The following is a 24,951-nucleotide window of genomic DNA, read 5'->3' as shown; positions in this document are numbered from 1 at the left end:
ACCGCACCAATTGCGGCGCATTGTAGCCGCAAGGTGATGGCCCCGCACCTAGCTAATCTGACGGGCAGAGCGGCGAATCAGCCCGATGACGGGCAACAGGCCGACCAGCACCAGCGTCAGGGCGGGCAATGCAGCGCGCGCCCACTCGCCTTCACTGGTCATCTCGAAAATGCGCACGGCCAGCGTATCCCAGCCAAAGGGGCGCATCAGAAGGGTCGCCGGCATTTCCTTGAGCACGTCAACGAACACCAGCAGCGCGGCACTCAAGGCACCTGGAACCAGCAATGGCAGATACACGTTGAGAAACAACTTCGGTCCGCTGACACCCAGACTGCGCGCTGCTTCAGGCAGCGAAGGACGGATACGCGAAAGACTGTTTTCCAGTGGACCGAAGGCCACAGCGATGAAACGCACCAGATAGGCCAGCAGCAAGGCAGACAGACTGCCCAGCAGCAGTGGCTTGCCCGCTCCGCCGAGCCAGCCCGACAAGGGGATGACCAGTTCGCGGTCCAGGTAACTGAACGCCAGCATGATCGACACCGCCAGCACCGACCCCGGCAACGCATAGCCCAGATTGGCCAGGCTCACGCCCGAACGGATCGCAGGTGTGGGCGCCATGCGCCGTGCGAAAGCCAGCACCAGCGCGGCGCTGACGGTAATCAACGCCGCCATGCCGCCCAGATACAGGGTATGCAGGATCAGACCGGTGTAACGCTCGTCCAGATCGAAGCGGCCCCGCTGCCAGACCCAGACCACCAGTTGCAGCACGGGCACGACAAACGCGCAGAGAAACACCAGCCCACACCAGAACGTCGCAGCCAGTGCCTTGAGCCCGCGCAGGTGATAAAGCGCCTTGCCTCGCGGGCGCTCGTTGGTCGCACGGCTCGCGCCTCTCGCACGACGTTCGCCATACAGCAGGATCAGCACCGCCAACAACAGCAGGCTGGCCAGTTGCGCCGCGCTGGACAGGCTGAAGAACCCGTACCAGGTCTTGTAGATGGCGGTGGTGAAGGTGTCGAAATTGAACACTGATACGGCTCCGAAATCCGCCAGTGTTTCCATCAACGCGAGCGCCACACCCGCACCAATGGCCGGGCGTGCCATCGGTAAGGCCACGCGCCAGAAGGCCTGCAACGGCGATTGCCCAAGCACACGTGCCGCTTCCATCAGGCCTTTGCCCTGCGCCAGAAACGCCGTGCGTGCCAGCAGGTAGACGTAGGGATAGAACACCAGCACCAGAACGATGATCACCCCGCCCGTGGAGCGCACCCGGGGCAGCCGCAGGCCGCTGCCAAACCATTCGCGCATCAGCGTCTGCACCGGGCCGGAAAAGTCCAGCAGACCGACGAAGACGAAGGCGAGCACATAGGCCGGAATCGCAAAAGGCAGCATCAACGCCCAGTCGAGCCAGCGCCGTCCCGGAAACTCGCACAGACTGGTCAGCCACGCCATGCTCACACCCAGCAGTGTCACACCCACGCCGACGCCAACGACCAGAATCAAGGTGTTGCCCAGCAGACGCGTCATCTGGGTGTCGAGCAGGTGCGACCAGATCTGCTGATTGATGCTTTGCCAGGAAAGCAGCAACACGCTCAGCGGCAACAGCACCAGCGCGGCGATGGCAAAGACCAGTGGATACCAGCGGCGTTGGGCAGGATGGGCCAAGGGGTTCTCGAAGTCGGTAAAGGAATGATCGTGCCTACGCTCCGCGTGGGCATGCAGCCCGTGACGCTCCGCGTCACATTCGAGAGCGGATGCAGAGCGTCCTGAGCGGCATTACCACGCAGAGTGAACGATCAGAGGTCGCGTATTAAATCAATTCCAGCCCGCGCGATCCATCATGCGAATGGCTTCTGCCTGACGCTTGCCCGCCACCTCGACAGGAATGGTATCGGCCTTGAACTCGCCCCAGCTCGCCACTTCATCGGAAGGCGCCACCTTAGGGTTGGCCGGGAATTCCTGGTTCACGCTGGAGAAGATCTTCTGCGCCTCAGGGCCGGTCATCCATTCAACCAGCGCCTTGGCGGCGTCCGGGTGTGGCGCGTATTTGGTCAGACCAATACCCGACAGGTTGACGTGCACGCCACGGTCGGCCTGGTTCGGCCAGAACAGCTTCACTGCCAGATCCGGGTTCTGCTTGTGCAGACGGCCGTAGTAGTAGGTGTTGACGATACCCACGTCGCACTGCCCGGCATTGATTGCTTCAAGCACGGCGATGTCGTCGGAGAACACGTCGGTGGAAAGGTTGTTGACCCAGCCCTTGAGAATCTTCTCGGACGCTTCGGCACCGTGGGTCTCGATCAGCGTGGCGGTCAGTGACTGGTTGTAGACCTTCTTGGCCGTGCGCAGGCACAGACGGCCTTCCCAGTTCTTGTCGGCAAGCGCTTCGTAGGTCGTCAGTTCAGCGGGCTTCACACGGTCCGTCGAGTAGGCAATGGTCCGCGCCCGCAGACTCAAGCCGGTCCATCCACGGGTGGACGAGCGATATTGCGGCGGAATGTTGGCTTCGATGACCGGCGAGGTGAACGGCTGGAGGATGCCCATCTGCTCGGCCTGCCAGAGGTTGCCTGCGTCGACGGTCAACAACAGGTCGGCGGTCGCGTTCTCGCCCTCGGCCTTGATGCGCTGCATCAGTGGCGCTTCCTTGTCGGTGATGAACTTGATCTTCACGCCGGTCTTGGCGGTGTAGGCATCGAACACCGGCTTGATCAGCTCGTCGATGCGGGAGGAATACACCACCACTTCGTCGGCCGCCTGAGCAGTGCCGCCCAGCAGAGTCAGTGTCAGAGCAGCCAGAAGACGCTTGCTTGCCTGCATGAAGGTATCTCGCGTTCGCAAATGAGGCGAAATGGTAGTGAATCCCATTTGCTATCTCAATCGAAGAGGCGCTGGAGGCGTTACTGGATGTTGCAGACAGAACGCGTTTGGAAGACTGATCGTGCCCATGCTCTGCGCTCTGCGTTATACACAAGTCGCGATAAGCGTTTGGAGCGGGCACGGTTACGACCGTGGGAGCGGACTTGTCCGCGAAAAGTTAGTACATCCGACGAAGATGCAGCGTCTGAAACTCAGTATTCGCGGACAAGTCCGCTCCCACTTTCAGTACCGCATTCCTTCATGTCGATTTGTGTATAACGATGAGCGCCCTGCGTGGTAACGATCCGCCAATACCTTACAACCTCGCCAGCTCCGGCAAATCGCCCGACAACCCCAGCGCCTCGCGGACGAACAGTGCCTTGGCTTCCGGCAGCTTGTTGACCACCTTGAGCCCGGTGTTGCGTAGCCAGCGCAGTGGCAGTGGATCAGCCTGAAACAGACGCTCAAAGCCTTCCATCGCGGCCATCAGCGCCAGGTTGTGCGGCATGCGGCGGCGCTCGTAGCGACCCAGCACGCGCACGTCCGACAGCAACTCGCCGCGTGCCGCTGCATGAGTCAATACTTCCGCCAGCACGGCGGCGTCGAGAAACCCGAGGTTCACGCCCTGCCCGGCCAGCGGGTGAATGGTGTGCGCCGCGTCGCCGATCAGGGCAAGGCCCTTGGCGACGTAGCGTTTGGCGTGGCGCTGACGCAGCGGGACACACAAACGTGCATCGACTGCCAGCACCTGGCCCAGACGCCCTTCAAACGCCTGTTCAAGCTCCTTGCAGAACACTTCATCGGTCACTGCCATCAGCCGCTCGGATTCGGCCGGCGTCACCGACCAGACAATCGAGCTCCAATGCTCGCCTTCGCGATCAAGCGGCAGAAACGCCAGCGGCCCTTCGTCGGTGAAACGTTGCCAGGCGGTCTTTCTGTTCGGTTCGGCCGTGCGCACGCTGGTCACGATTGCGTTGTGCAGGTAATCCCATTCGCGTGTCGGCGTGCCGGTCAGACGGCGCACGGCGGAGTTCGCGCCATCGGCAGCCACGACCAGCGGAGCGCGTAGTTTGTGGCCGTCAGACAGGGTCAGCAGCCAGTCATCGCCGGAATAGCGCATCTGCTCCAGCCGCGCGTTGGCCAACAGGCCGATATCGCTGTCATGCAGGCGGTCGAGCAATGCGTCCTGAACCACACGGTTTTCGACGATGTGACCGAGCACATCGGCGTGCACGCTGGAGGCGGAGAAGTGGATCTGCCCGGTGCCGCTGCCGTCCCACACATGCATGTGGCTGTAGGGGCTGACGCGCCGCCCGGCGATGCCTTCCCACACGTCGAGGCGCTGCAGAATCCGCTGACTGGCCGCCGACAGGGCACTGACCCGCGGTTCGAACGTGGAGTCCGCGTCAAACGGCTTGACGCTCAACGCCCCGCCATCGACCACGATGACGTCCAGGCCGCTGCCTTGCAGGGCGAGCGCAAGGGCGCTGCCGACCATGCCGGCACCGACGATCAGCACATCTGCACGCGTTTCCATGTTTACACCGTTTCCGCTTGCGGCCGCAGCCGTGTTGAAAGTGCCTGGCTCAGACATCGGTTCGTGTCCCTAGGCCCATCGCTTGACGGGCAAACCAGCGCTTGGCGGTGGGCAGCAGGTCCAGCCCCAGCAGACCGAGGTTGCGACCTGTGGTCACCGCCGACTGCGTGCTGCCGAACAGGCGCGTCACTTTGTCACTGAAACCCACGGTCAATTGCTGATCGGCACGTTGACGCTCACGATAGATCTGCAGCGTAGCCAGATCACCCAGCGCCGCGTCGCTGTCGAGCAGCGTCTCAGCGAGCGCATCGGCATCGCGCAGCGACAGGTTGAAACCCTGCCCGGCAATCGGGTGCAGGCTGTGCGCGGCGTTGCCGAGAATCACCAGATGCGAGCGCACCTGCTCTTCGGCTTCCACCAGCGCCAGCGGATACACATGCCGCGTGCCGACCTGACGCAAGGTGCCGAGGCGGTAGCCGAACACGCCCTGCAGCTCTTCCAGAAAACTGCGGTCGTCCAGCTCGGCGAGACGCTGGGTGTCATTGCCACGACGCGTCCAGACCAAGGCGCAACGATTGTCCGGCAATGGCAGCAGGGCCATCGGGCCGTCATCTGTAAAGCGTTCGAACGCCTGACCGCAGTGAGCTTCGCTCGGTGTGATGTTGGCGATCAACGCGCTCTGATCATAGGGCGTCTGCCGTACACCGATGCCCAATTGCTCGCGCAGACTGGAGCGGCCGCCGTCAGCCAGCACAGCAAGATCGCATTCCAGTTCCGTTTCGTCGGCCAGCGTCAGGCGATACCCATCCGCCAACGGCTGCATGCTGCGCACCTCGGCGGGCACGCGCCAGCTGACGACGTCACGGTCCAGCCCGGCCCACAGGCACTGCCCCAGCCAGGCGTTTTCAACCACGTAACCGAGTGCAGGCACGCCTTCCTCGATGGCCGACAGACGCGTCGCGCCGAAGCGGCCACGGTCGGACACCTGAATCTGCAGGATCGGCTCGGCCCGGCGCGAGATCTGCTGCCAGACGCCAAGACGCTCATAAATACGACGCGCCCCAAACGACAGCGCCGAAGATCGGGCGTCATAGCTGGGCTGATACGTTTCGCCCGGCGCGAACGGTTCGATCAGAACGATTTTCCAGCCACGTGCCTTGGCGCCTGCCTGCAATGCAAGCGCAAGGCTCGCGCCGACCAGTCCGCCACCGACGATGGCTATGTTGAAACGGCTCATGCTGCCTGAACCCGTGAGGCGGCCATCAGTGCTTCGATCTCGGCCACTGTCTTGGGTACGTCGCCGGAAAGCAATTCACAGCCTTTCTTGGTTACCACCACGTCGTCCTCGATACGCACGCCGATACCTCGCCATTTCTTTGCGACATTCAGATTGTCAGGAGACACGTAAATGCCGGGTTCCACGGTCAGCGCCATGCCGACTTCCAGTACGCGCCATTCTCCGCCGACCTTGTATTCGCCCACATCGTGCACGTCCATGCCCAGCCAGTGCCCGGCCCGGTGCATGTAGAACGCCTTGTAGGCTTCGTCTTCAATCAACTGGTTCACGTCGCCCTGCAACAGACCCAGCTCGACAAGCCCGGCGGTAATTACCTGGACCGTCGCTTCATGCGCCTGGTTCCAGTGCTTGCCCGGACCGATGGCCTCGAAGGCCGCGTACTGGGATTTGAGCACGAGTTCGTAGATGGCCTTCTGTTCCGGCGAGAACGTGCCACTGACCGGAAAAGTGCGCGTGATATCGCTGGCGTAACAGTCGATTTCGCAACCGGCGTCGATCAGCACCAGATCGCCGTCCTTGAGGGCCGCGTCGTTCTGCTGGTAATGCAGGATGCAGGCGTTGCGGCCCGAGGCGACAATGGAGCCGTAGGCTGGCATCTTCGCGCCGCCTTTGCGGAATTCGTAATCCAGCTCGGCTTCAAGGCTGAACTCATGCAGCCCGGCCCGGCAGGCCTGCATCGCCCGCACGTGAGCACGCGCAGAAATCTGTGCGGCGCCGCGCATCACCTTGATCTCGGCGGCCGACTTGTACAGGCGCATGTCATGCAGCAGATGATCCAGCGCGACAAATTCGTTGGGCGGCTGTGCGCCCAGGTGCGCCTTGGACCGGATCACGTTGATCCACTCCATCAGGTGGCGATCGAACTCAGGGTTGCTGCCCATCGCCGAGTACACCCGGTCTCGGCCTTCGATCAGCCCTGGCAGGATGTCGTCGATATCGCTGATCGGAAACGCATCGTCCGCGCCGAAATCACGAATCGCGCCTTCCTGCCCGGCACGCAGACCTTCCCACAGCTCGCGCTCGGCATTGCGTTCGCGGCAGAACAGCACGTACTCGCCATATTCACGGCCCGGAATCAGCACGACCACGGCTTCCGGTTCCGGAAAACCACTCAGGTACTGAAAATCACTGTCCTGACGATAGACGTGCTCGACATCACGATTGCGAATCGCCACAGCCGCAGCCGGCAGAATCGCAATGCTGTTGGGCTCCATCTGGGCCATCAGGGCTTTGCGTCGGCGGGCGTATTCGGCCTTGGGTATATGGATCATCGGCAACGTATGTCCTGATGGCGCGCATCGGTCCAAGCCTTGGGCATCAACCGATACGCAATGATGGGCAATCAGTGCAGGGAAGGCTTGGGTTCCGGCGTGGCGGGCTTGTTGCACTCGGTGAACAGCAGCAGCGGCGCAACGCGCAGGTATTCCATGACTTCCATGTAATCGGTTTCGCCGTCCTCGGACTCTTCCAGCGCGTCCTGAACCTGGGCAATGGCGGCCAGATCCTGCAGAACTTCGGTTGCCTCGATGCTCAGCACCTTGTCACCCGCTGCCAGACCGAAGCCCGACAGGAAACCCTGACACCACTGACCCAGCGCAGCAGCGCGGTCGGCCAGCGGCTCGTCGTCGCCCGGCAGCAACAGGACCACGGTCATGTCGTCGCTGGTGAGTTCGCCCTTGACCATTTCCTGCAGGCCGATCAGCGCTTGGCGGACGTTGTCTTCCGGCTCGGTTTCGAGCAGCACAGAGGCGTCGGCAAACCAGCCTTCGTTGTCGAAGCCTGCGCCCGCGCAGCTGCGGCCCAGCAGCAGGCCATGAAGTTCAGCGGGAGAAACCGGATGGCCACTGCCGTTGAGCAGAGTGGCGAATGCTTTGTACGGAGAATTCTGAATGGGCATGGGTAGCTAGTCGCCAAACGGCGCAATGTCTAGAATGAAGGCCTTGTATCCTAGACTATCCGCGCGCCAAGATCATCAACGCGACGGTTTGGGCTTGAGCGTGAACACGACACCCCTGCCATTCATCAGAAAGTACTCAGTGGAAAACAATGGAAGACACCGACCTGCAAGCGCTGATGAAACGAGTGGAGCTGCTGCTCAGGCACGCCGAGCAACTTAAATCCCAAAACGCACTCCTATTAGCTCAGGAAAAGTCCTGGCGCGAGGAACGCGCCCACCTCATTGAAAAGAACGAAATCGCCCGGCAGAAGGTCGAGTCAATGATTTCGCGCCTCAAAGCTTTGGAGCAAGACTCATGAGTAATGGCAACAGCGTGACCGTTCAGATCCTCGACAAGGAATATTCCATCATCTGCCCTCAGGAAGAGCGCACCAATCTGGTCAGCGCTGCCCGCTACCTGGATGGAAAGATGCGAGAAATCCGTAGCAGCGGCAAAGTCATCGGTGCCGATCGCATTGCGGTAATGGCCGCTCTGAATATCACTCACGACCTGCTGCACAAGCAGGATCTGCCTGACGTACAGGCCAGCGGGTCGACCCGTGAACAGGTTCGCGATCTGCTCGACAAGGTCGATCTGGTGCTCGCCACCGACACGCCCGGCACACCGGATTCAACACGGGGCTGATTATTTCGGGGCATTTCTGTATACTTGCGCCGCTCCCTGGAGTGCTTGCCAGTCGGTCATGTCCCTGAGCCGATACGCACAACCACGGGGGTTGCACGTTGGGGTTGGTGTGCATGTCCGCTCGACGGAAAGCCTTAAAACCTCCTGCAATCTCCACCTTGAACTTTCGGGTTCAAGGGCTACACCGACAGCGGTTCGTCGGGGAGTCCTCATTCAATCCATTGCCAGCCCAACTGCCTGGCAATGACGATCCCGCCTTGATACGCACCTCAAGGATCAATCTTCCGGATCAGCCTGCATGACCTCTCGCTCATGACCAGCGCACCTTCACTCTCACGCCCGCAATTGCGTCGCCAACTGCGCAAGGCCCGTCGATCCCTGACCCGCAGCCAGCAACGTGAAGCCGCCCGTGGCCTCTATCGGCAACTGGCGCAGCATCCCTTGTTCCGACGCGCCCGACATGTCTCGATGTACCTGCCCATGGACGGCGAGATCGACCCCCGCCTGTTGCTGCGTGCGGCGCAGCGGCGCGGCAAGGCGACGTACCTGCCGGTTCTCAATGCCTGGCCAAGAACCCGCATGGTCTTTCAGCGCGTGCGCCCCGGCGAGAAATTCAAGCCCAACCGCTTCCGCATTCCCGAGCCGCGTATCAATCGCGCAAAACAGCGCAGGATCTGGGCGCTCGATCTGGTGCTAATGCCGCTGGTGGGATTCGATGACGAAGGCGGGCGTCTGGGCATGGGTGGCGGCTTCTATGACCGCAGCCTTGCGTACCGGGCGCGCAGAAGCACATGGCGCAAGCCGGTGCTGCTCGGTCTGGCGCATGAATGTCAGAAGGTGGAGCGATTGGCGCAGGCCAGCTGGGATGTCCCGTTGCAGGGTACGGTATCGGACAAGCGCTGGTATCTGGCTCAGGCACTCTGACCGGTCAGGCTTCGTGGCGAAGGCGTATAGCGGTCAGAGCGAGAGGGGGCGTATCGAGGGGAGAATCAGTGCCGACCGGGCACTTTCTGTTGTTGCTGGGTAATCTCGACGGGCATGTCTTCCTTGCTTGTCCACAGGCTCTGCGCATAACCGGTTGTCACGACACCCAAGCCAAACAATACGACCAGAATCCAGAGTAAATCAGGCTTGCGTTTCATTGACTGCCCTCCTTAGGCAAATCAATACGGTGTCAGCAGCGGTTTTCTAAGAGCCGTGCAGCAGCGTGGTGCTTAAAGGGCGGCATTCTGCGATAACGTGATCCAGTACGCAAATGCTGGCGCCAACCGACTGTCGGTTTGTCATCAAACTCACATGAACTTATCACTCGAGGAGCAACCCGTAATGGCCTATTGGCTGATGAAGTCCGAGCCCGACGAGCTTTCGATCAGCGACTTGCAACGTCTGGGCAAGACCCGCTGGGACGGTGTGCGCAACTATCAGGCACGCAACTTCATCAGGTCCATGGCGGTTGGTGATGAATTCTTTTTTTACCATTCCAGCTGCCCCGAGCCAGGCATAGCGGGGATCGCGAAGATCACTGAAGCCGCTTACCCCGACCCTACCGCGCTGGACCCTGACAGTCATTACCACGACGCCAAAGCCACACCCGAAAAGAATCCATGGAGCGCCATCGACGTGGAGTTCGTGGAACACTTCGGCAAAGTGCTCGGCCTCGGCTACCTGAAACAGCAAAGTCAGCTGGAACAACTGCCTCTGGTGCAGAAGGGTAGCCGACTTTCGGTCATGCCGGTCACCGCCGAACAATGGGCGGCGATTCTGGCGTTGCGCTGATCGGGCTTACTGGACGATGAAGTTGTTGAACAGCAGGTCCTCAACGACCGGCTTGCCCTCTTCATCGTTCATGACGCGCTGGACCTGCTTGAGCGCTTCCTGACGAATGTTTTCCTTCGCTTCGGCGCTGCTCATGCTGTCCACGGTCTGCTGGGTGAACAGCGACACCAACTGATTGCGGATCAGCGCATCGTTGCGCTTCACAGCCGCTTCAGCGTCGGCACCGGTGACACGCAGGGCGATGTCAGCCTTGTAGACGCGCAGCTTGGGGCCGCCATCCAGCGCGTAATTGCCCACGAACGGTGGTGTCAGGGAAACATAGGCCGCCTTGGGCGGACCTTCTTCCTTGGCTTCTTCCTGCGCCATGACGGGCAACGACAAGGCCAGTAACATCAGAATCCACGCTTTCACAGTCCACTCCTTAATTCGGTTTGCCGCATAGCTTATACAGCCGATATAGCTTATGTGTACTTATCAGGCCGAGTCATGCTCATTGACCCGCACACCCGCTTAACTGACTTTATCGGCCATCTCTGGAAAAGGAATAGCCCCGATGAAAGCCCTCTTGTGCAAAGCCTTCGGCCCCGCCAGCACGCTGGTGCTCGAAGATATCCCTGCGCCTGACATCAAGAAGAACGAAATCCTGCTCGACGTCCACGCCGCCGGGGTCAACTTTCCAGACACCCTCATCATAGAAGGTAAATACCAGTTCAAGCCGCCCTTCCCCTTTTCACCAGGCGGCGAAGCAGCCGGCGTGATCTCGACGGTCGGGGAAAAAGTCACCCACCTCAAACCCGGCGACCGCGTCATGGCCCTCACTGGCTGGGGCAGCTTCGCCGAGCAGGTCGCCGTGCCGAACTACAACGTGTTGCCCATTCCCGAAAGCATGGACTTCACCATAGCCGCCGCCTTCAGCATGACCTATGGCACCTCGATGCACGCCCTCAAGCAACGCGCCAACCTGCAGCCCGGCGAAACCCTGCTGGTGCTCGGCGCATCCGGCGGCGTCGGCCTGGCTGCGGTAGAAATCGGCAAGGCGCTGGGTGCACGCGTCATCGCCGCTGCAAGCTCGGCAGAGAAACTCGAAGTCGCCAAAAACGCAGGCGCCGACGAACTCATCAACTACACCGACACCAGCCTCAAGGATGAAATCAAACGCCTCACCAACGGCAACGGCGCCGACGTGATCTACGACCCGGTCGGCGGCGACCTCTTCGACCAGGCCATCCGCGCCATCGCCTGGAACGGACGCCTGCTGGTCGTCGGCTTCGCCAGCGGCCGCATTCCCGAACTGCCAGTCAACCTGGCCCTGCTCAAAGGCGCTTCGGTGGTGGGGGTGTTCTGGGGCTCCTTTGCACAGCGCCAGCCGCAGGATAACGCCGCGAACTTCAAGCAGCTGTTTGCGTGGTTTGAGGAAGGGAAGCTGAAGCCGCTGGTGTCGCAGGTCTATCCGCTGGAGCGGGCTGGGGAGGCGATTGATGCGTTGGGGCAAAGGCGGGCTGTGGGGAAGGTGGTGGTGTCGCTCAGTTAAAAGCTTAATTACGTGAGCTAGCCCACCGCACGTTAAATAATAACTATATTTGTCAGGTACTAAATCTCAGTGTTTTACCCAAGGAAGCCCTAAGGCTGGCATCAGAATCAGTACGTACAGCGGAAGCGATGCTGGGGCCTGAGGCAACAAAGGGAATAGGTGTTGCCCTGAACGCACTCAAAAATGCCATTGAGCTTGCGGTTATAGAATGGCTCAAGGCGTGTCCAATGCTGAGCATTTTGAAGCCGTAGGAAAAATGAACGTATTGGATTAACCGACAGCCTTGGACGCCAGTTCGAGATTCCGTCGCCCGAACTGGCGTCACGTTCCAGCAGCTTCCTTTAAAATGACTGTCGAACACGCTCCGGCAAATAGTCCACATATCGCCGCCCAGGATTATCCCGACAACTCGCGATTACCGTCGGCAACGCCTGAAGCAAATCACGCACCAACGCATCGCGTTCGTCCAGAGACAGAAACAGTTGTACGACGGGGCCGCTGGACAGGTAACGCTCAGTCCTGAGAAACACGTCCAGTTCGTAAGGCGCATGCGTTCCAAGCGAGTCTTTCTGCCTTGACTCACGATTGATCTGACTGCACATCACCTTCCTGAGATCAGCGTTCTCATCCAGCGGAGGACGAGAAGGCGCCGCTTCAGCGAACTGATAGGTCACGGTCACGTTTTCGCCTTCGGGATGGGAAGCGGGAGGCTCCCACGCCTCGAAGCGCCACTGCTCAACGACGTGTTTGGCGGCAGCAACGATGGCTGGGTCGGTGGTGTTCAGAACCTCAAGGAACCGAACTTCTCCGCTGGCCTTGATGAATACCCTTACGCTGACATCGACGCCGGACACTGCTGTAAGGCGCAGGCTGCGCGGGTATTCAATATCAGGCATATGACGCGGGACAGGATAGGAAGGCAGCCCGTGTGCGACGCTGGCCAGACTAAGCAGCAACCACGCCGCGTGGAGTTTGGGCCTCATTCAGCGAGCCTCCTGCGTCAGCCCAACGGTGAAACCCGACTCAGCCGTCCCGACCAACACCGCCTTGATCGATGCAGGCAGGTAGTCGCCGTAGCGGTGATCAGGATTGTGTTCACAGTGGCTGACAATCATCGGGATCGAATCACTCAGTTGCTCAAGCAACGCCTTGCGCTCGTGCTCTGTATGGCGATGCGCAACATGGCTACTGAACAGCACTTGGCCGGTGTACCAGAACACATCAACTTTGCTCAATGATTCGTCGGGGGAGTCCTGCCGGACGGACTGCACTTCGTGATTGAGGTAGCCGCAGCGAATGTCGCCCAACCCTACACTGACCTCGGTATTGAAACGTCGGTACCCGTGGGAACCAAAAATCACCGGTACGGTGATGCTGGTGAACGGCGGCGCGCCGACGGTGCCGATCCAGGGTTTATAGCGCCATTGCCTGAGCGTTTGCTCGACAGACGACGTCATGAGCGGATGCCCACTTTCAATCGCCTTTGCTTCATGCACTGAGCCGTCAGACTTTATAACCAGTTGAGCACGCACCTTTCCGGCGTAGCGGGCTTTCACCAGTTCGACGGGAAACGCTGGCTGGGGCGTGTACATCGGCACCAGAAACGCTTCTGCTGCGTAAATTGGCAGCGCCATCAACGCCATTGAAACCACCAGAATAACCACAATCCACTTCATCAAAACCCCTGCTCATCGCGACTTAACTGCCTGCATGGCATCCATGTCGCGATACTAGAAGGGGCCTCTATAAACATATAAGGACACGATTTCTTATACGGTCGTAGGACCTGTCCTATTCGGTTACTGAATCGTTAAACCTCTCTGACGTTCACAAAACAACATGTGTAACCTCCCGTTTCTCGCCGTTTTTCAGTCAAAAGGCACTGCTTTTTTCTGTAACGAAAATGTAATATTCGCTTTCGCAAAAAAATAAGAACCCGGAGAGTCTCTATGTTTGCGTTTTTCCGCCCTGCCAGGCACAAGGCACCCCTTCCCGAAGAAAAAGTCGACAGCACCTACCGCCGCCTGCGCTGGCAGATCTTCGCGGGTATTTTCATTGGTTATGCGGGTTACTACCTGCTGCGCAAGAACTTCTCGCTGGCGATGCCTTATTTGATCGATGAGGGTTACACGCGCGGTCAGTTGGGCGTGGCGATGTCGGCGATTGCGATTGCCTACGGTCTGTCGAAGTTCTTGATGGGGATCATCTCCGACCGATCCAACCCACGTTATTTCCTGCCTTTCGGCCTGTTGGTATCGGCCGGGATCATGTTCATCTTCGGTTTCGCGCCGTGGGCGACGTCCAGTGTCACGATCATGTTCGTGCTGCTGTTCATCAACGGCTGGGCGCAAGGCATGGGCTGGCCGCCGAGCGGGCGGACGATGGTGCACTGGTGGTCGCAGAAAGAACGCGGCGGTGTGGTGTCGGTGTGGAACGTGGCGCACAACGTCGGTGGCGGCCTGATCGGCCCACTGTTCCTGCTGGGCATGGGCTGGACCAATGACTGGCACGCGGCATTCTACGTCCCGGCGGCCGTTGCCTTGCTGGTTGCCGTGTTTGCGTTTGCAACCATGCGCGACACGCCACAATCGGTGGGCCTGCCGCCTATCGAGCACTACAAGAACGATTACCCGGAAGGCTACGATGCCAGCCATGAAGAAGAATTCAGCGCCAAGGAAATCTTCGTCAAATACGTGCTGCGCAACAAATTCCTCTGGTACATCGCCATGGCCAACGTGTTCGTCTATCTGCTGCGCTACGGCGTGCTGGACTGGGCACCGACCTACCTCAAGGAAGCCAAGCACTTCACCGTCGACAAGACCTCGTGGGCCTATTTCCTGTACGAGTGGGCCGGTATTCCGGGCACGCTGCTGTGCGGCTGGATGTCGGACAAGATCTTCAAGGGCAATCGCGGCCTGACCGGCATGGTGTTCATGTTCCTGGTGACCATCGCCACGCTGGTGTACTGGCTGAATCCGGAAGGCAACCCGACGGTCGACATGATTGCCCTGGTGTCTATCGGCTTCCTGATCTACGGCCCGGTGATGCTGATCGGCCTGCAGGCGCTGGAACTGGCACCCAAGAAGGCGGCAGGGACGGCGGCAGGCTTTACCGGCCTGTTCGGTTATCTGGGCGGCTCGGTCGCGGCGAGCGCGGCGATGGGCTACACCGTGGACCATTTCGGCTGGGACGGCGGCTTCGTGCTGTTGATCGGCGCGTGCATTCTGGCCATGGTGTTCCTGGCGCCGACGCTGCGTCACAAACAGGTTGCCAGCACCTCGCGTGAAGCCAAGGCCTGATTCAGGCCGTCGCTGACTGGCACCGCTTGAGCCGCGCCTCCAGATGCAAATCCGGCATGGCGTGGCTGCGCAGGGCGATGGCGGTCTGCTCAACGTAATCGCGGGTGGTTCCATACCGCCCGCTTGCGCTGGCCAGCACCTGGCTCAGCACGCTGTCCGGCAGATTGCCGGCATAGCTCGGTAAATGCCGCTCCAGCACGAACCCCAACGCCTGAACCTGCCTGCCATCTTCAAGACGGCAGCTGAGCCAGTGTGGGCGATAGGAGGGATAAGGCATCTCGCGCTGCCAGAGCGCCAGCAATGAATCTTCCAGACACTCATCCGGCAGCCGATAGGCAAAGCCGGTGCAGGAGCCGCCACGGTCCAGACCAAACACCAGTCCCGGAACCTCCGGCGTGCCGCGGTGCTCGTGGGACCACAGGTACAAACCGCGATGATATCCATGCACGCGTCCGCGCTGGCGCTCGACGGCGGTGCATTCAGGTCGCCAGATCAGTGAGCCGTAGGCGAACAGCCAGACCGGACCACCCTTGTGACGCTTCATGGTGGCGTCCATGGATGCGAGCAACTGCTCGCGTGTCAGTTGCGGGCCAAGATCGATGACAGGTGGATACGTCAGGCCCAGACCGTCGTGCACAGCTACGGCCAGTTCGTTGATTGGGTTCTCCATTTGCCTCCCTGACAGTCTGACTGCCAGTCTTTGCCGAGCCCCGCTGAATCGCTCACGGGCGAGCGGCCTCAGGGTGTCGTGGTACGTTCTTCGCTGCAGGCCAATGGCCTTTTTGCCAAAAAGAATCTGGCGACGATTTGACATCGCCAGACGCTATAAGCGGATCCAAGCAATTTACAATCCAGCCGGACCACCGTCAGTCAGGTATCAGGGACGCGGCGCGTAGGCAAACACGTCCGCACGCATCTGATGGGCGTCCATGCCAGCGCTGACCAGCGCGTCGAGGGTGCCGTAGATCATCGCAGGCGAGCCGCTGCCGTAAACGTGCACCGCCGAAAGATCCTTGATGTCGTCGCAGACCGCCTCGTGCAGCATGCCGCAGCGCCCTTCCCAGCCGCACAGATCACTGACAACCTTGTGCAGGAACAGGTTGGGCAGTTTCGCCCATTCGTCCCAATGGCTGATGTCGTAGAAGTCTTCGGGACGTCGCACGCCCCAGTACAGATGCACCGGGTGACTGAAGCCTGTGACGCGGCAATGCTCGATGAGGCTGCTCATCTGCGCCATGCCAGTGCCTGCGGCGATCAGAACCAGCGGCCCGTCAGGCAGCTCGGCCAGGTGGGTGTCGCCAAATGGCAGTTCGACCCGAGCCATCGCGTTGCGCTGCAATTGCTCGATGAGGCTGCGCGCGCTGTCTTCGCGCACCAGAACGTGCAGCTCCAGATCACGTCCTCGATGAGGAGCCGAGGCAATGGAGAACGCTGATTTCTCGCCATTCTCACGTTCGATCATCAGGTATTGTCCGGCATGGTAGCGCGGCGCCTTGCCTGCCGGAGCGCGCAGCCCCACACGCCAGACATCGCCGCCGACCTCGACGCATTCGCTCAACTGGCAGGCAAAACTGCGCACCGGCAGCTCGCCCTTTGCCAGCACGCCGTCCCACAGCACCACGCAGTCTTCCAGCGGCTCGGCCAGACAGGTGTAGATCTCGCCGTGATCGTGCTCCTGACCCGACTGCATGACCCGGCCTTCGACCAGCAGCGCCGAGCAGACGTGGCAGTTGCCATTGCGACAGCTCTGCGGGCATTCATAGCCCAGACGCTGTGCGGCATCGAGAATCCGTTCACCCGGCAAAACTTCCAGCACGGCCCCGGAGGGCTGCAAGGTTACGCGCATCACTTGATTCCCAACTGATCCCAGATCTCGTCGACCCGGCGTGTGGTGGCTTCATCCTTGACGATGGCCCTGCCCCATTCGCGACTGGTTTCGCCCGGCCACTTGTTGGTCGCATCCAGGCCCATCTTGGAGCCCAGACCGGACACCGGCGAGGCGAAGTCCAGATAATCGATAGGCGTGTTGTCGATCATCACGGTGTCGCGCTTGGGGTCCATGCGCGTGGTGATCGCCCAGATCACGTCATTCCAGTCGCGGGCATTGATGTCATCGTCGGTGACGATCACGAACTTGGTGTACATGAACTGCCGCAGGAACGACCAGACGCCCAGCATCACGCGCTTGGCATGGCCGGGATACTGTTTCTTGATGGTCACAACGGCCATGCGGTACGAGCAGCCTTCGGGCGGCAAGTAAAAATCGACGATTTCCGGAAACTGCTTCTGCAGGATCGGCACGAACACTTCGTTCAGGGCAACGCCCAGAATCGCGGGCTCATCCGGCGGACGGCCGGTATAGGTGCTGTGGTAGATCGGCTTGATGCGATGCGTGATGCGCTCGACGGTCAGCACCGGGAAGCTGTCCACTTCGTTGTAATAGCCGGTGTGGTCGCCGTAAGGACCTTCATCGGCCATCTCGCCGGGATGGATCACGCCTTCAAGCACGATCTCGGCGCTGGCGGGCACTTGCAGGTTGCTGCCCCGGCACTTGATCAATTCAGTGCGAGAGCCTCGCAACAGGCCGGCGAAAGCGTATTCGGAAAGGCTGTCCGGCACGGGGGTGACTGCGCCCAGAATGGTCGCCGGGTCAGCACCCAGCGCCACGGCGACCGGATAGGGTTCGCCCGGATACTTGGCGCACCAGTCACGGAAATCCAGCGCGCCGCCGCGATGGCTGAGCCAGCGCATGATGATCTTGTTGCGGCCGATGACCTGCTGGCGATAGATGCCCAGGTTCTGGCGTTCCTTGTTCGGGCCTTTGGTAACGGTCAGGCCCCAGGTGATCAACGGGGCAACGTCGCCCGGCCAGCAGGTCTGGACCGGCAGCATGCCGAGGTCGACGTCATCACCTTCGATGACCACTTCCTGGCAGGGCGCATCTTTCACGACCTTGGGCGCCATCGCGATGACCTTGCGGAAGATCGGCAGCTTGGACCAGGCGTCTTTCAAACCCTTGGGCGGCTCGGGCTCCTTGAGGAAGGCCAGCAGTTTGCCGATCTCACGCAATTCGCTGACGGCCTCGGCGCCCATGCCCATGGCAACCCGCTCAGGCGTGCCGAACAGGTTGCCCAGCACCGGAATATCGAAGCCGACCGGCTTTTCGAACAACAGGGCCGGGCCCTTGGCGCGCAGGGTGCGATCACAGATCTCGGTCATTTCCAGCACGGGCGAAATCGGCATCTGAATGCGTTTCAGCTCTCCGCGCTGCTCAAGCTGCTGTACGAAATCCCTTAGATCTTTGAATTTCATTAACCCGGCCACTTATCCAAATAGACGCACATCGTACCTGCTCTGAGCCTTCAAGGCAGCTAATGAGCCAAACGGCGGCCAAAAAAAATGGCACCCCGAAGGATGCCATTTCTTGAACCGACCCGTCTGTTACTTGCGTTTCATCGACAGGAAGAATTCATCGTTGGTCTTGGTCTGTTTGAGCTTGTCGATCAGGAACTCGATCGCAGCGACCTCGTCCATCGGGTGCAGCAGCTTGCGCAGGATCCACATGCGCTGCAGCTCGTCATCAGCGGTCAACAGCTCTTCGCGGCGTGTGCCGGAGCGGTTGATGTTGATGGCCGGGAACACGCGCTTCTCTGCGATCTTGCGATCCAGAGGCAGCTCCATGTTGCCTGTACCCTTGAACTCTTCGTAGATGACTTCATCCATCTTCGAACCGGTTTCAACCAGTGCGGTGGCGATGATGGTCAGCGAGCCGCCTTCTTCGATGTTACGTGCAGCACCGAAGAAACGCTTTGGCTTCTCCAGAGCGTGCGCATCGACACCACCGGTCAGTACCTTGCCGGAGCTCGGGATGACGGTGTTGTAGGCACGGGCCAGACGGGTGATGGAGTCCAGCAGGATGACGACGTCTTTCTTGTGCTCGACCAGGCGCTTGGCCTTTTCGATCACCATTTCGGCAACCTGTACGTGACGGGTTGGCGGTTCGTCGAAGGTCGAGGCAACCACTTCGCCGCGCACGGTGCGCTGCATTTCGGTCACTTCTTCCGGACGCTCGTCGATCAGCAGAACGATCAGGTGCACTTCCGGATTGTTGCGTGTGATGTTCGACGCGATGTTCTGCAGCATGATGGTCTTGCCCGCCTTTGGCGGAGCAACGATCAAACCACGCTGACCTTTACCGATCGGTGCACACAGGTCGATGACACGACCGGTGAGGTCTTCAGTGGAACCGTTACCGGCTTCCATCTTCATGCGCACATTCGGGAACAGCGGCGTCAGGTTTTCGAACAGAATCTTGTTCTTGGCGTTTTCCGGACGGTCGTAGTTGATCGTGTCGACCTTGAGCAGAGCGAAATAACGCTCACCTTCTTTCGGAGGACGGATCTTGCCAACGATGGTGTCGCCGGTGCGCAGGTTGAAGCGGCGAATCTGGCTCGGGGAAACATAGATGTCGTCCGGGCCGGCCAGATAGGAAGCGTCTGCAGAGCGCAGGAAGCCGAAGCCGTCCTGGAGGATCTCCAGCACGCCATCACCTGAAATTTCCTCGCCACTTTTAGCGTGCCTTTTGAGCAGGGAGAAAATCACATCCTGCTTGCGCGAACGGGCCATATTTTCTATGCCAGCCTGTTCGGCCATTTCGAGCAGATCGGTAATCGGCTTTTGCTTGAGTTCAGTCAGATTCATATGGGAATGACGTAATCGTGTATGGAGGGGGAAATTAAGCTTTTGGCTTAATGAGGCCGCGCCGCAGAGAAGGCGACAGGATCGCGTACTAAATCGAAAGGAGAGCGTCGGCGACGGCTAGCAGGGGGCAACGGAGAAGCCGTTGCGGGGCCGAATGTACCACTCGATTTTGAAGGAGTCTAGTACGGCAGATGAAAAAAGCCCCGCTATTCGCAGGGCCTTGGGGCACTTCAGATGTTGGCGTCAAGGAAGGCAGCGAGCTGCGACTTCGACAGAGCGCCTACTTTGGTAGCCTCGACGTTGCCATTCTTGAACAGCATCAGAGTCGGGATACCGCGAACGCCGTGCTTGGCCGGGGTTTCCTGATTTTCGTCGATGTTCAGTTTGGCGACGGTCAGTTTGCCTTCGTAAGTGTTGGCAATTTCGTCCAGAACCGGGGCAATCATTTTGCAAGGGCCACACCACTCAGCCCAGTAGTCGACCAGTACAGGGCCTTGAGCCTTCAGTACATCGGCTTCGAAGCTGGCGTCGGTGACGTGTTTGATCTTGTCGCTACTCATGGATGTCTCCGAGTTCGTAGGCTAAAAAACGACGCTCATCATAGCGGGCCTTATGACATTCAGGAAGCGAAGGATCATTGAGTCTGGCTATGACGGTCTATGAGTCAGGTTATAGCTCATCGCTAGCTCGAAGGGGAAACGAAAACAATACCGGTGCGTAGCGCAGCGCCCCTGATGTGCTCCTGCATGGCCTTTTGCGCAGGACCGGAGGCATGTCGGGCCAGCGCTCGAAGGATCTTGCGGTGCTCCTGCCAGGTTTCCATCACCCTTGCAGCCCTTATGAATGGCATCTTCTGGCTTTCCAGGAAGATATCGGCACCTGCGGTCACGATCCCCAGCATGGCCTGATTGCCACTGGCCACTAGGATATGTCGGTGAAACTCGAAATCCAGACGTGCGGCCGCTTCGAAATCGCCAGCGCGCAGCTCCAGACGCATGGCCTCGACGTTATCTTCCAGCACGTCCCGTTCGTCGGCGGTCAGTGTCACAGCGGCCAGACCGGCGGCAAAGCCTTCCAGCGCATAGCGCAACTGAAACGTATCTGCCGGAGAAACCTGAGCATCGAAAGGCCAGGAAAATCCGCCCGTGCGCCGTTCTGGTTCAGAAAACGACTGCACGAACACACCTTTGCCGGGCTGCACACTCACCACGCCCAGCGCACTGAGCGATGACAGCGCCTCGCGCAGCGAAGCACGGCTGACACCCAGCAATGCCGCCAGATCGCGCTGCGACGGCAGGCTGTCACCGTGCTTGTAGCCCTGTTCATCAATCAGCTTGCGGATGGCCCTGAGGGCTGATTCCGGTACGGCGAGCGAATTATGCGGCATCACTGTTCAGGCCAGTCAGTCCAGTAAAAAGCCCTTTTAGCGCCATCCCGATCATTCGGCAAGCGACGCCCAGCGCTGGGGCGCCGTGGCTTTCAGGCGCTCCAAAGCAGGGCGAACCCGCTACCAACTGTTCAGACCAGTAAGACCAAAAACAGGCTGGACACCTTGAGTTACGGTTCAAAACGAGTGGGTGGCATGGGCTGTGCACTGGGTGAACGGCCTACATCTATCGTTCCGCCCGGAGAGTTCTCATGACCAAGCGTTACAGCGCCCTGCTTACTGCCTTGTTTGCCAGCCTGATGCTGAGCCAGGCGCCAGCCCACGCCAATGGCCTGGACGACGTCGTAGCGCGCGGCACCCTGAAAGTTGCCGTCCCCCAGGACTTTCCGCCTTTCGGTTCGGTCGGTCCGGACATGAAGCCACGCGGCCTGGACATCGACACCGCGCAACTGCTGGCCGACAAGTTGAAGGTCAAGCTTGAGCTGACGCCCGTCAACAGCACCAACCGCATCCCGTTCCTGACCACCGGCAAGGTCGACCTGGTGATTTCGAGCCTTGGCAAAAACCCGGACCGCGAGAAAGTCATCGACTTCTCCCGTGCCTACGCGCCGTTCTACCTGGCCGTGTTCGGTCCGCCTGATTCGCCGGTCAAGGAAATCGCCGACCTGAACGGCAAGACCATCAGCGTCACTCGCGGTGCGATCGAAGACATCGAATTGTCGGCCGTCGCTCCACAGGGCGCGACCATCAAGCGTTTTGAAGACAACAACTCCACCATCGCCGCCTACCTGGCCGGCCAGACCGACCTGATCGCCAGCGGCAACGTGGTGATGGTCGCCATCAGCGAGCGCAACCCCAAGCGCATACCGGCGCTGAAAGTGAAACTCAAGGACTCGCCTGTCTATGTCGGCGTGAACAAGGGTCAACCGGAATTGCTGGGCAAGGTCAACGAGATCCTGAATGCCGCCAAAGCTGACGGCACGCTGGAAAAGGCTTCTACCACCTGGCTCAAGCAGCCACTGCCAGCCGATCTCTGATCACCGTTTTCTGATTCACAGGGTTTGCCAATGGCTTATCACTTCGACTTTGCACCGGTTCTGCAGAACATTGATCTGCTGTTGCGCGGGGCATTATTCACGCTGGAATTGACGGCCATTGGCACCGTGCTCGGCGTCAGCCTGGGGATCGTCGGTGCTGTCGTGAGGGCCTGGAAGATCCAGCCCTTTGCGACGATCTTTGCGGTGTATGTGGAGCTGATCCGCAATACGCCGTTTCTGGTCCAGCTGTTCTTCATCTTTTTCGGCCTGCCCTCGCTGGGTATGCAGATATCGGAATGGCAGGCCGCCGTACTGGCGATGGTGATCAATCTGGGCGCCTATTCGACGGAGATCATCCGGGCGGGCATCCAGGCGATCCCGAAAGGACAGCTTGAAGCCTCGGCAGCCCTGGCGATGAGCCGCTACGAAACCTTTCGCTATGTGGTGCTGGTTCCGGCCCTGCGCAAGGTGTGGCCTGCACTGAGCAGCCAGATCATCATCGTGATGCTGGGCTCGGCGGTCTGCTCGCAGATCGCGACGGAGGAGCTGAGCTTTTTCGCCAACTTCATCCAGTCCCGTAATTTCCGCTCGTTCGAGACCTACATCGTCACCACGCTGATCTACCTGTGCATGGCGCTGTTGATTCGTCAGTTGCTGGCCTGGATCGGGCGTCGCTACATCTCGAGGAGCAGCTGATGGACTTTACCCTCTGGGACATCCTGCGCAATCTGCTGACTGGCCTGCAATGGACGGTGGCCCTGTCGCTGGTGGCCTTCATCGGCGGCGGGCTGATCGGCCTGCTGGTGATGGGCATGCGCACCTCGGAGAAATCCGGGCCGCGTGTGGCAGCCAGCTTATATATAGAGCTGTTTCAAGGCACACCGCTTTTGATGCAGCTGTTTCTGGTGTTCTTCGGCGTTGCGCTGATGGGAATGGACATTTCTCCCTGGGCTGCAGCCGCGCTGGCGCTGACGTTGTTCACCAGCGCCTATCTGGCCGAAATCTGGCGCGGCTGCGTCGAATCGATTTCCAAGGGTCAATGGGAAGCTTCGGCGAGTCTCGCCCTGACTCCGTTCGAGCAGATGCGTTACGTGATCCTGCCGCAGGCGCTACGTATTGCCATCGCCCCGACGGTCGGCTTCTCGGTACAGGTGGTCAAAGGCACGGCCGTGACCTCGATCATCGGTTTCACCGAACTGACCAAGACCGGCAGCATGCTGGCCAACGCCACCTTCGAACCTTTCATGGTCTACGGCTTCGTCGCCCTGGGCTATTTCATCCTTTGCTATCCGTTGTCGCTCTGCGCGCGTCATCTGGAAAGGAGACTGCATGCCTCTGCTTAGAATTTCCGCCCTGCACAAGTACTACGGCGACCATCACGTTCTCAAAGGCATCGACCTCTCCGTGGAAGAAGGCCAGGTGGTGGCAATCATCGGTCGCAGCGGCTCGGGCAAGAGCACACTGCTGCGCACACTCAACGGGCTGGAGTCGATCAACGACGGCGTGATCGAAGTCGATGGCGAGTACCTGGACGCTGCCCGCGCCGATCTGCGCACGTTGCGGCAGAAGGTCGGCATGGTGTTTCAGCAGTTCAACCTGTTCCCGCACCTGAGCGTGGGCGAAAACGTGATGCTTGCGCCGCAGGTCGTACAGAAAGTACCCAAGGCCGAGGCTGCGAAGCTGGCCAGGCAGATGCTGGAGCGGGTCGGGTTGAGCGAGAAGTTCGATGCGTTCCCGGACCGCCTTTCGGGTGGGCAGCAGCAACGCGTGGCCATTGCCCGGGCGCTGGCCATGTCCCCCAAGGTGCTGCTCTGCGACGAGATCACCTCGGCGCTGGACCCAGAACTGGTCAACGAAGTGCTCAGCGTCGTGCGCCAACTGGCCGCCGACGGCATGACCCTGATCATGGTCACCCACGAAATGCGCTTCGCCCGGGAAGTGGGCGACAAACTGGTGTTCATGCACGAGGGCAAGGTGCATGAAGTGGGCGACCCGAAAGAACTGTTCGCCAACCCGAAGACGCCAGAACTGGCCAACTTCATAGGATCGGTCGAGCAGGCTTGAGTATTGGCCAAAGGGAATAACAGGAGGAAGCGAACCGTCGCTTCCTCCTGCTAATAACACCGTTTGAAAGACACGTAACTTACCTGACGAAGACGAACCCGGTAATGAGTGATCACGTGACTGACTGAAGTTCCAAGACTTCAAGGTCCGCGACAAGCTGCTCCATTTCATGCTCAGGCTTGTCTCTGTTGTAGACACCCCATTTGGGCTCATTGGCCCCATCCATTGTCCGCCCTGCATATCGGCTCTTACCATCGAGCAATTGATCGACACCATTGTAATTAAGCGAGAACCAGCCTTCTGAATCAATGTCCGACAGGTGAAGGGTCAGGCTATAACTGTTCCATACATTATCCTGAGTCTTTGTTGTCCATACTGTTTTCCAGACCTCGCCCCTGTCTACGAACCTCAAAATGACCTCATCTCTTACCGCCGTCATGAGCAAGGGGTAGTTCTGGAGCCCACCCGGGTAAGACTTCCACTGAAAAATCACAAAATCTCCGTAGGCACTGTCGATTTTAGGAAGTTTACTTTTCCAGTTGAGCGTGTAGGTCCTGCCTTTTTGCCACTTATAAGCCTGAGCGCCGACCCGGATATTCCGACTTTCGCAGCGATAGCTTACCGAGTCGGACGGCTTAAAATAACGCCAGACATTCCTGTTTAAATCGCGATCATAGACATAGGTTATTGACCCGTTAGGTTCGACTTCCAGGCTACCAAATACGCTGGGTTGTCCAACCCATAAACGCGTTGCTGAGGTGGGGAGTTCATTAGACATGATAGAATCCTTTCTACTTAAAGCATGCATGACTTACACAGTACTGATCTTTTCGAACATTTCCGGAAGGGCGTCCAGCCACCACCAACACCTGCATGCTGTTCCA

At 59.6% G+C, this 24,951-nt stretch carries 27 protein-coding genes and 1 other RNA gene; 11 read left to right on the top strand and 17 right to left on the bottom strand.

From position 1 onward, the window contains the following. Positions 1-48: 48 nt before the first annotated feature. From CFBP1590_RS01190 to CFBP1590_RS01165, 6 genes are all read right to left on the bottom strand, one after another. On the bottom strand, positions 49-1,665 hold the full coding sequence (locus CFBP1590_RS01190; protein ID WP_088234325.1) for an ABC transporter permease: 1,617 nt from the start codon (positions 1,663-1,665) through the stop codon (positions 49-51). A 150-nt stretch (positions 1,666-1,815) separates the two neighbouring features. Then, a complete protein-coding gene (locus CFBP1590_RS01185) occupies positions 1,816-2,817 on the bottom strand; it encodes an extracellular solute-binding protein (protein ID WP_029242926.1) in 1,002 nt (333 codons plus the stop codon). A 355-nt stretch (positions 2,818-3,172) separates the two neighbouring features. Next, positions 3,173-4,393 (bottom strand): 2-octaprenyl-3-methyl-6-methoxy-1,4-benzoquinol hydroxylase, encoded by a 1,221-nt coding sequence (locus tag CFBP1590_RS01180; RefSeq protein WP_004886775.1) that lies wholly within the window; start codon positions 4,391-4,393, stop codon positions 3,173-3,175. 49 nt (positions 4,394-4,442) lie between these two features. Beyond that, entirely contained in the window at positions 4,443-5,630 is a 1,188-nt protein-coding gene (gene ubiH, locus CFBP1590_RS01175) for a 2-octaprenyl-6-methoxyphenyl hydroxylase (RefSeq protein WP_088234324.1), read from the bottom strand. Then, a complete protein-coding gene (pepP, locus tag CFBP1590_RS01170; RefSeq protein WP_088234323.1) occupies positions 5,627-6,961 on the bottom strand; it encodes a Xaa-Pro aminopeptidase in 1,335 nt (444 codons plus the stop codon). Before pepP ends, ubiH begins: the two co-directional genes overlap by 4 nt. A gap of 71 nt (positions 6,962-7,032) precedes the next feature. Further along, positions 7,033-7,587 carry a YecA/YgfB family protein gene (locus tag CFBP1590_RS01165; protein ID WP_004886783.1) on the bottom strand — a complete coding sequence of 185 codons (555 nt, stop codon included), beginning with the start codon at positions 7,585-7,587 and terminating at the stop codon, positions 7,033-7,035. 149 nt (positions 7,588-7,736) lie between these two features. On the opposite strand from CFBP1590_RS01165, the gene CFBP1590_RS01160 reads away from it, so the two are divergent. The 4 genes from CFBP1590_RS01160 (at position 7,737) to CFBP1590_RS01145 (ending at position 9,196) form a co-directional block, all read left to right on the top strand. After that, complete coding sequence (locus CFBP1590_RS01160) at positions 7,737-7,946, top strand: TIGR02449 family protein (RefSeq protein ID WP_004886787.1); 210 nt, start codon at positions 7,737-7,739, stop codon at positions 7,944-7,946. Next, a complete protein-coding gene (locus tag CFBP1590_RS01155) occupies positions 7,943-8,272 on the top strand; it encodes a cell division protein ZapA (protein ID WP_004886792.1) in 330 nt (109 codons plus the stop codon). Before CFBP1590_RS01160 ends, CFBP1590_RS01155 begins: the two co-directional genes overlap by 4 nt. 30 nt (positions 8,273-8,302) lie before the next feature. Next, positions 8,303-8,481, top strand: a non-coding RNA gene (gene ssrS, locus CFBP1590_RS01150) — 6S RNA. Positions 8,482-8,584: 103 nt separating this feature from the next. Beyond that, the gene (locus CFBP1590_RS01145; protein ID WP_088234322.1) at positions 8,585-9,196 is read left to right on the top strand and encodes a 5-formyltetrahydrofolate cyclo-ligase; all 612 of its coding nucleotides are present in this window, start codon (positions 8,585-8,587) and stop codon (positions 9,194-9,196) included. A gap of 65 nt (positions 9,197-9,261) precedes the next feature. Here CFBP1590_RS01145 and CFBP1590_RS01140 read toward each other — a convergent pair whose 3' ends face one another. Continuing rightward, a complete protein-coding gene (locus CFBP1590_RS01140; RefSeq protein WP_032633160.1) occupies positions 9,262-9,414 on the bottom strand; it encodes a hypothetical protein in 153 nt (50 codons plus the stop codon). 184 nt (positions 9,415-9,598) lie between these two features. Between CFBP1590_RS01140 and CFBP1590_RS01135 the strand changes: the two genes are divergently transcribed. Continuing rightward, positions 9,599-10,048 carry an EVE domain-containing protein gene (locus tag CFBP1590_RS01135; protein WP_029242922.1) on the top strand — a complete coding sequence of 150 codons (450 nt, stop codon included), beginning with the start codon at positions 9,599-9,601 and terminating at the stop codon, positions 10,046-10,048. A gap of 6 nt (positions 10,049-10,054) precedes the next feature. Here the strand turns inward: CFBP1590_RS01135 and CFBP1590_RS01130 are convergent, their stop codons facing one another. Next, positions 10,055-10,459, bottom strand: coding sequence for a flagellar basal body-associated protein FliL (locus CFBP1590_RS01130; protein WP_025996713.1), 405 nt, complete (start codon positions 10,457-10,459; stop codon positions 10,055-10,057). Between the two features lie 142 nt (positions 10,460-10,601). On the opposite strand from CFBP1590_RS01130, the gene CFBP1590_RS01125 reads away from it, so the two are divergent. Beyond that, a complete protein-coding gene (locus CFBP1590_RS01125) occupies positions 10,602-11,579 on the top strand; it encodes an NADPH:quinone oxidoreductase family protein (protein WP_088234321.1) in 978 nt (325 codons plus the stop codon). Between the two features lie 341 nt (positions 11,580-11,920). On the opposite strand, the gene CFBP1590_RS01120 is transcribed toward CFBP1590_RS01125, so the two are convergent. Both CFBP1590_RS01120 and CFBP1590_RS01115 read right to left on the bottom strand, forming a co-directional pair. Continuing rightward, positions 11,921-12,562 (bottom strand): energy transducer TonB, encoded by a 642-nt coding sequence (locus tag CFBP1590_RS01120; RefSeq protein WP_088234320.1) that lies wholly within the window; start codon positions 12,560-12,562, stop codon positions 11,921-11,923. Further along, complete coding sequence (locus tag CFBP1590_RS01115; RefSeq protein ID WP_058430739.1) at positions 12,563-13,255, bottom strand: energy transducer TonB; 693 nt, start codon at positions 13,253-13,255, stop codon at positions 12,563-12,565. 273 nt (positions 13,256-13,528) lie between these two features. On the opposite strand from CFBP1590_RS01115, the gene glpT reads away from it, so the two are divergent. Continuing rightward, entirely contained in the window at positions 13,529-14,878 is a 1,350-nt protein-coding gene (gene glpT, locus CFBP1590_RS01110; RefSeq protein WP_029242919.1) for a glycerol-3-phosphate transporter, read from the top strand. A gap of 1 nt (position 14,879) precedes the next feature. Here the strand turns inward: glpT and CFBP1590_RS01105 are convergent, their stop codons facing one another. The 6 genes from CFBP1590_RS01105 to CFBP1590_RS01080 form a co-directional block, all read right to left on the bottom strand. Next, positions 14,880-15,548 (bottom strand): gamma-glutamylcyclotransferase, encoded by a 669-nt coding sequence (locus CFBP1590_RS01105; RefSeq protein WP_004886814.1) that lies wholly within the window; start codon positions 15,546-15,548, stop codon positions 14,880-14,882. A gap of 207 nt (positions 15,549-15,755) precedes the next feature. Continuing rightward, positions 15,756-16,724, bottom strand: a complete 969-nt coding sequence (locus CFBP1590_RS01100) for a CDP-6-deoxy-delta-3,4-glucoseen reductase (RefSeq protein ID WP_088234319.1) — start codon at positions 16,722-16,724, stop codon at positions 15,756-15,758. Continuing rightward, the gene (gene ubiD, locus CFBP1590_RS01095) at positions 16,724-18,190 is read right to left on the bottom strand and encodes a 4-hydroxy-3-polyprenylbenzoate decarboxylase (RefSeq protein WP_088234318.1); all 1,467 of its coding nucleotides are present in this window, start codon (positions 18,188-18,190) and stop codon (positions 16,724-16,726) included. The genes CFBP1590_RS01100 and ubiD overlap by 1 nt, the downstream gene beginning before the upstream one ends. Before the next feature lie 129 nt (positions 18,191-18,319). Further along, positions 18,320-19,579 carry a transcription termination factor Rho gene (gene rho / locus CFBP1590_RS01090; RefSeq protein WP_004886821.1) on the bottom strand — a complete coding sequence of 420 codons (1,260 nt, stop codon included), beginning with the start codon at positions 19,577-19,579 and terminating at the stop codon, positions 18,320-18,322. A 230-nt stretch (positions 19,580-19,809) separates the two neighbouring features. Further along, complete coding sequence (trxA, locus tag CFBP1590_RS01085) at positions 19,810-20,139, bottom strand: thioredoxin TrxA (protein WP_029242917.1); 330 nt, start codon at positions 20,137-20,139, stop codon at positions 19,810-19,812. Between the two features lie 122 nt (positions 20,140-20,261). Continuing rightward, on the bottom strand, positions 20,262-20,966 hold the full coding sequence (locus CFBP1590_RS01080) for a FadR/GntR family transcriptional regulator (RefSeq protein WP_058430742.1): 705 nt from the start codon (positions 20,964-20,966) through the stop codon (positions 20,262-20,264). Between the two features lie 251 nt (positions 20,967-21,217). On the opposite strand from CFBP1590_RS01080, the gene CFBP1590_RS01075 reads away from it, so the two are divergent. Genes CFBP1590_RS01075 through CFBP1590_RS01060 form a run of 4 tightly spaced genes read left to right on the top strand, consistent with a single transcriptional unit; the run spans position 21,218 to position 24,067 of the window. Further along, positions 21,218-22,003 (top strand): transporter substrate-binding domain-containing protein, encoded by a 786-nt coding sequence (locus tag CFBP1590_RS01075; RefSeq protein ID WP_004886829.1) that lies wholly within the window; start codon positions 21,218-21,220, stop codon positions 22,001-22,003. A 30-nt stretch (positions 22,004-22,033) separates the two neighbouring features. Beyond that, positions 22,034-22,699: an amino acid ABC transporter permease gene (locus CFBP1590_RS01070; protein ID WP_088234317.1), complete on the top strand. Its 666-nt coding sequence runs from the start codon at positions 22,034-22,036 to the stop codon at positions 22,697-22,699. Beyond that, on the top strand, positions 22,696-23,346 hold the full coding sequence (locus CFBP1590_RS01065; RefSeq protein ID WP_032633167.1) for an amino acid ABC transporter permease: 651 nt from the start codon (positions 22,696-22,698) through the stop codon (positions 23,344-23,346). Before CFBP1590_RS01070 ends, CFBP1590_RS01065 begins: the two co-directional genes overlap by 4 nt. After that, a complete protein-coding gene (locus CFBP1590_RS01060; RefSeq protein ID WP_088234316.1) occupies positions 23,333-24,067 on the top strand; it encodes an amino acid ABC transporter ATP-binding protein in 735 nt (244 codons plus the stop codon). The genes CFBP1590_RS01065 and CFBP1590_RS01060 overlap by 14 nt, the downstream gene beginning before the upstream one ends. Before the next feature lie 112 nt (positions 24,068-24,179). On the opposite strand, the gene CFBP1590_RS01055 is transcribed toward CFBP1590_RS01060, so the two are convergent. Further along, the gene (locus tag CFBP1590_RS01055; protein WP_004886840.1) at positions 24,180-24,845 is read right to left on the bottom strand and encodes a hypothetical protein; all 666 of its coding nucleotides are present in this window, start codon (positions 24,843-24,845) and stop codon (positions 24,180-24,182) included. Positions 24,846-24,951 lie beyond the last annotated feature (106 nt).

This window comes from Pseudomonas viridiflava (assembly GCF_900184295.1).
GTDB lineage: Bacteria > Pseudomonadota > Gammaproteobacteria > Pseudomonadales > Pseudomonadaceae > Aquipseudomonas > Aquipseudomonas viridiflava.
Note: the sequence above shows the minus strand (reverse complement) of the source record. Positions and strands in the feature narration are given on the sequence as shown.

Coding starts and splice junctions, on each gene's coding strand:
- CFBP1590_RS01185 (WP_029242926.1), bottom strand. CDS start 2,817: ATGCAGGCAAGCAAGCGTCTTCTGGCTGCTCTGACACTGACTCTGCTG.
- CFBP1590_RS01180 (WP_004886775.1), bottom strand. CDS start 4,393: ATGGAAACGCGTGCAGATGTGCTGATCGTCGGTGCCGGCATGGTCGGC.
- ubiH (WP_088234324.1), bottom strand. CDS start 5,630: ATGAGCCGTTTCAACATAGCCATCGTCGGTGGCGGACTGGTCGGCGCG.
- pepP (WP_088234323.1), bottom strand. CDS start 6,961: ATGATCCATATACCCAAGGCCGAATACGCCCGCCGACGCAAAGCCCTG.
- CFBP1590_RS01165 (WP_004886783.1), bottom strand. CDS start 7,587: ATGCCCATTCAGAATTCTCCGTACAAAGCATTCGCCACTCTGCTCAAC.
- CFBP1590_RS01160 (WP_004886787.1), top strand. CDS start 7,737: ATGGAAGACACCGACCTGCAAGCGCTGATGAAACGAGTGGAGCTGCTG.
- CFBP1590_RS01155 (WP_004886792.1), top strand. CDS start 7,943: ATGAGTAATGGCAACAGCGTGACCGTTCAGATCCTCGACAAGGAATAT.
- CFBP1590_RS01145 (WP_088234322.1), top strand. CDS start 8,585: ATGACCAGCGCACCTTCACTCTCACGCCCGCAATTGCGTCGCCAACTG.
- CFBP1590_RS01140 (WP_032633160.1), bottom strand. CDS start 9,414: ATGAAACGCAAGCCTGATTTACTCTGGATTCTGGTCGTATTGTTTGGC.
- CFBP1590_RS01135 (WP_029242922.1), top strand. CDS start 9,599: ATGGCCTATTGGCTGATGAAGTCCGAGCCCGACGAGCTTTCGATCAGC.
- CFBP1590_RS01125 (WP_088234321.1), top strand. CDS start 10,602: ATGAAAGCCCTCTTGTGCAAAGCCTTCGGCCCCGCCAGCACGCTGGTG.
- CFBP1590_RS01120 (WP_088234320.1), bottom strand. CDS start 12,562: ATGAGGCCCAAACTCCACGCGGCGTGGTTGCTGCTTAGTCTGGCCAGC.
- CFBP1590_RS01115 (WP_058430739.1), bottom strand. CDS start 13,255: ATGAAGTGGATTGTGGTTATTCTGGTGGTTTCAATGGCGTTGATGGCG.
- glpT (WP_029242919.1), top strand. CDS start 13,529: ATGTTTGCGTTTTTCCGCCCTGCCAGGCACAAGGCACCCCTTCCCGAA.
- CFBP1590_RS01105 (WP_004886814.1), bottom strand. CDS start 15,548: ATGGAGAACCCAATCAACGAACTGGCCGTAGCTGTGCACGACGGTCTG.
- CFBP1590_RS01100 (WP_088234319.1), bottom strand. CDS start 16,724: ATGCGCGTAACCTTGCAGCCCTCCGGGGCCGTGCTGGAAGTTTTGCCG.
- ubiD (WP_088234318.1), bottom strand. CDS start 18,190: ATGAAATTCAAAGATCTAAGGGATTTCGTACAGCAGCTTGAGCAGCGC.
- rho (WP_004886821.1), bottom strand. CDS start 19,579: ATGAATCTGACTGAACTCAAGCAAAAGCCGATTACCGATCTGCTCGAA.
- trxA (WP_029242917.1), bottom strand. CDS start 20,139: ATGAGTAGCGACAAGATCAAACACGTCACCGACGCCAGCTTCGAAGCC.
- CFBP1590_RS01080 (WP_058430742.1), bottom strand. CDS start 20,966: ATGCCGCATAATTCGCTCGCCGTACCGGAATCAGCCCTCAGGGCCATC.
- CFBP1590_RS01075 (WP_004886829.1), top strand. CDS start 21,218: ATGACCAAGCGTTACAGCGCCCTGCTTACTGCCTTGTTTGCCAGCCTG.
- CFBP1590_RS01070 (WP_088234317.1), top strand. CDS start 22,034: ATGGCTTATCACTTCGACTTTGCACCGGTTCTGCAGAACATTGATCTG.
- CFBP1590_RS01060 (WP_088234316.1), top strand. CDS start 23,333: ATGCCTCTGCTTAGAATTTCCGCCCTGCACAAGTACTACGGCGACCAT.
- CFBP1590_RS01055 (WP_004886840.1), bottom strand. CDS start 24,845: ATGTCTAATGAACTCCCCACCTCAGCAACGCGTTTATGGGTTGGACAA.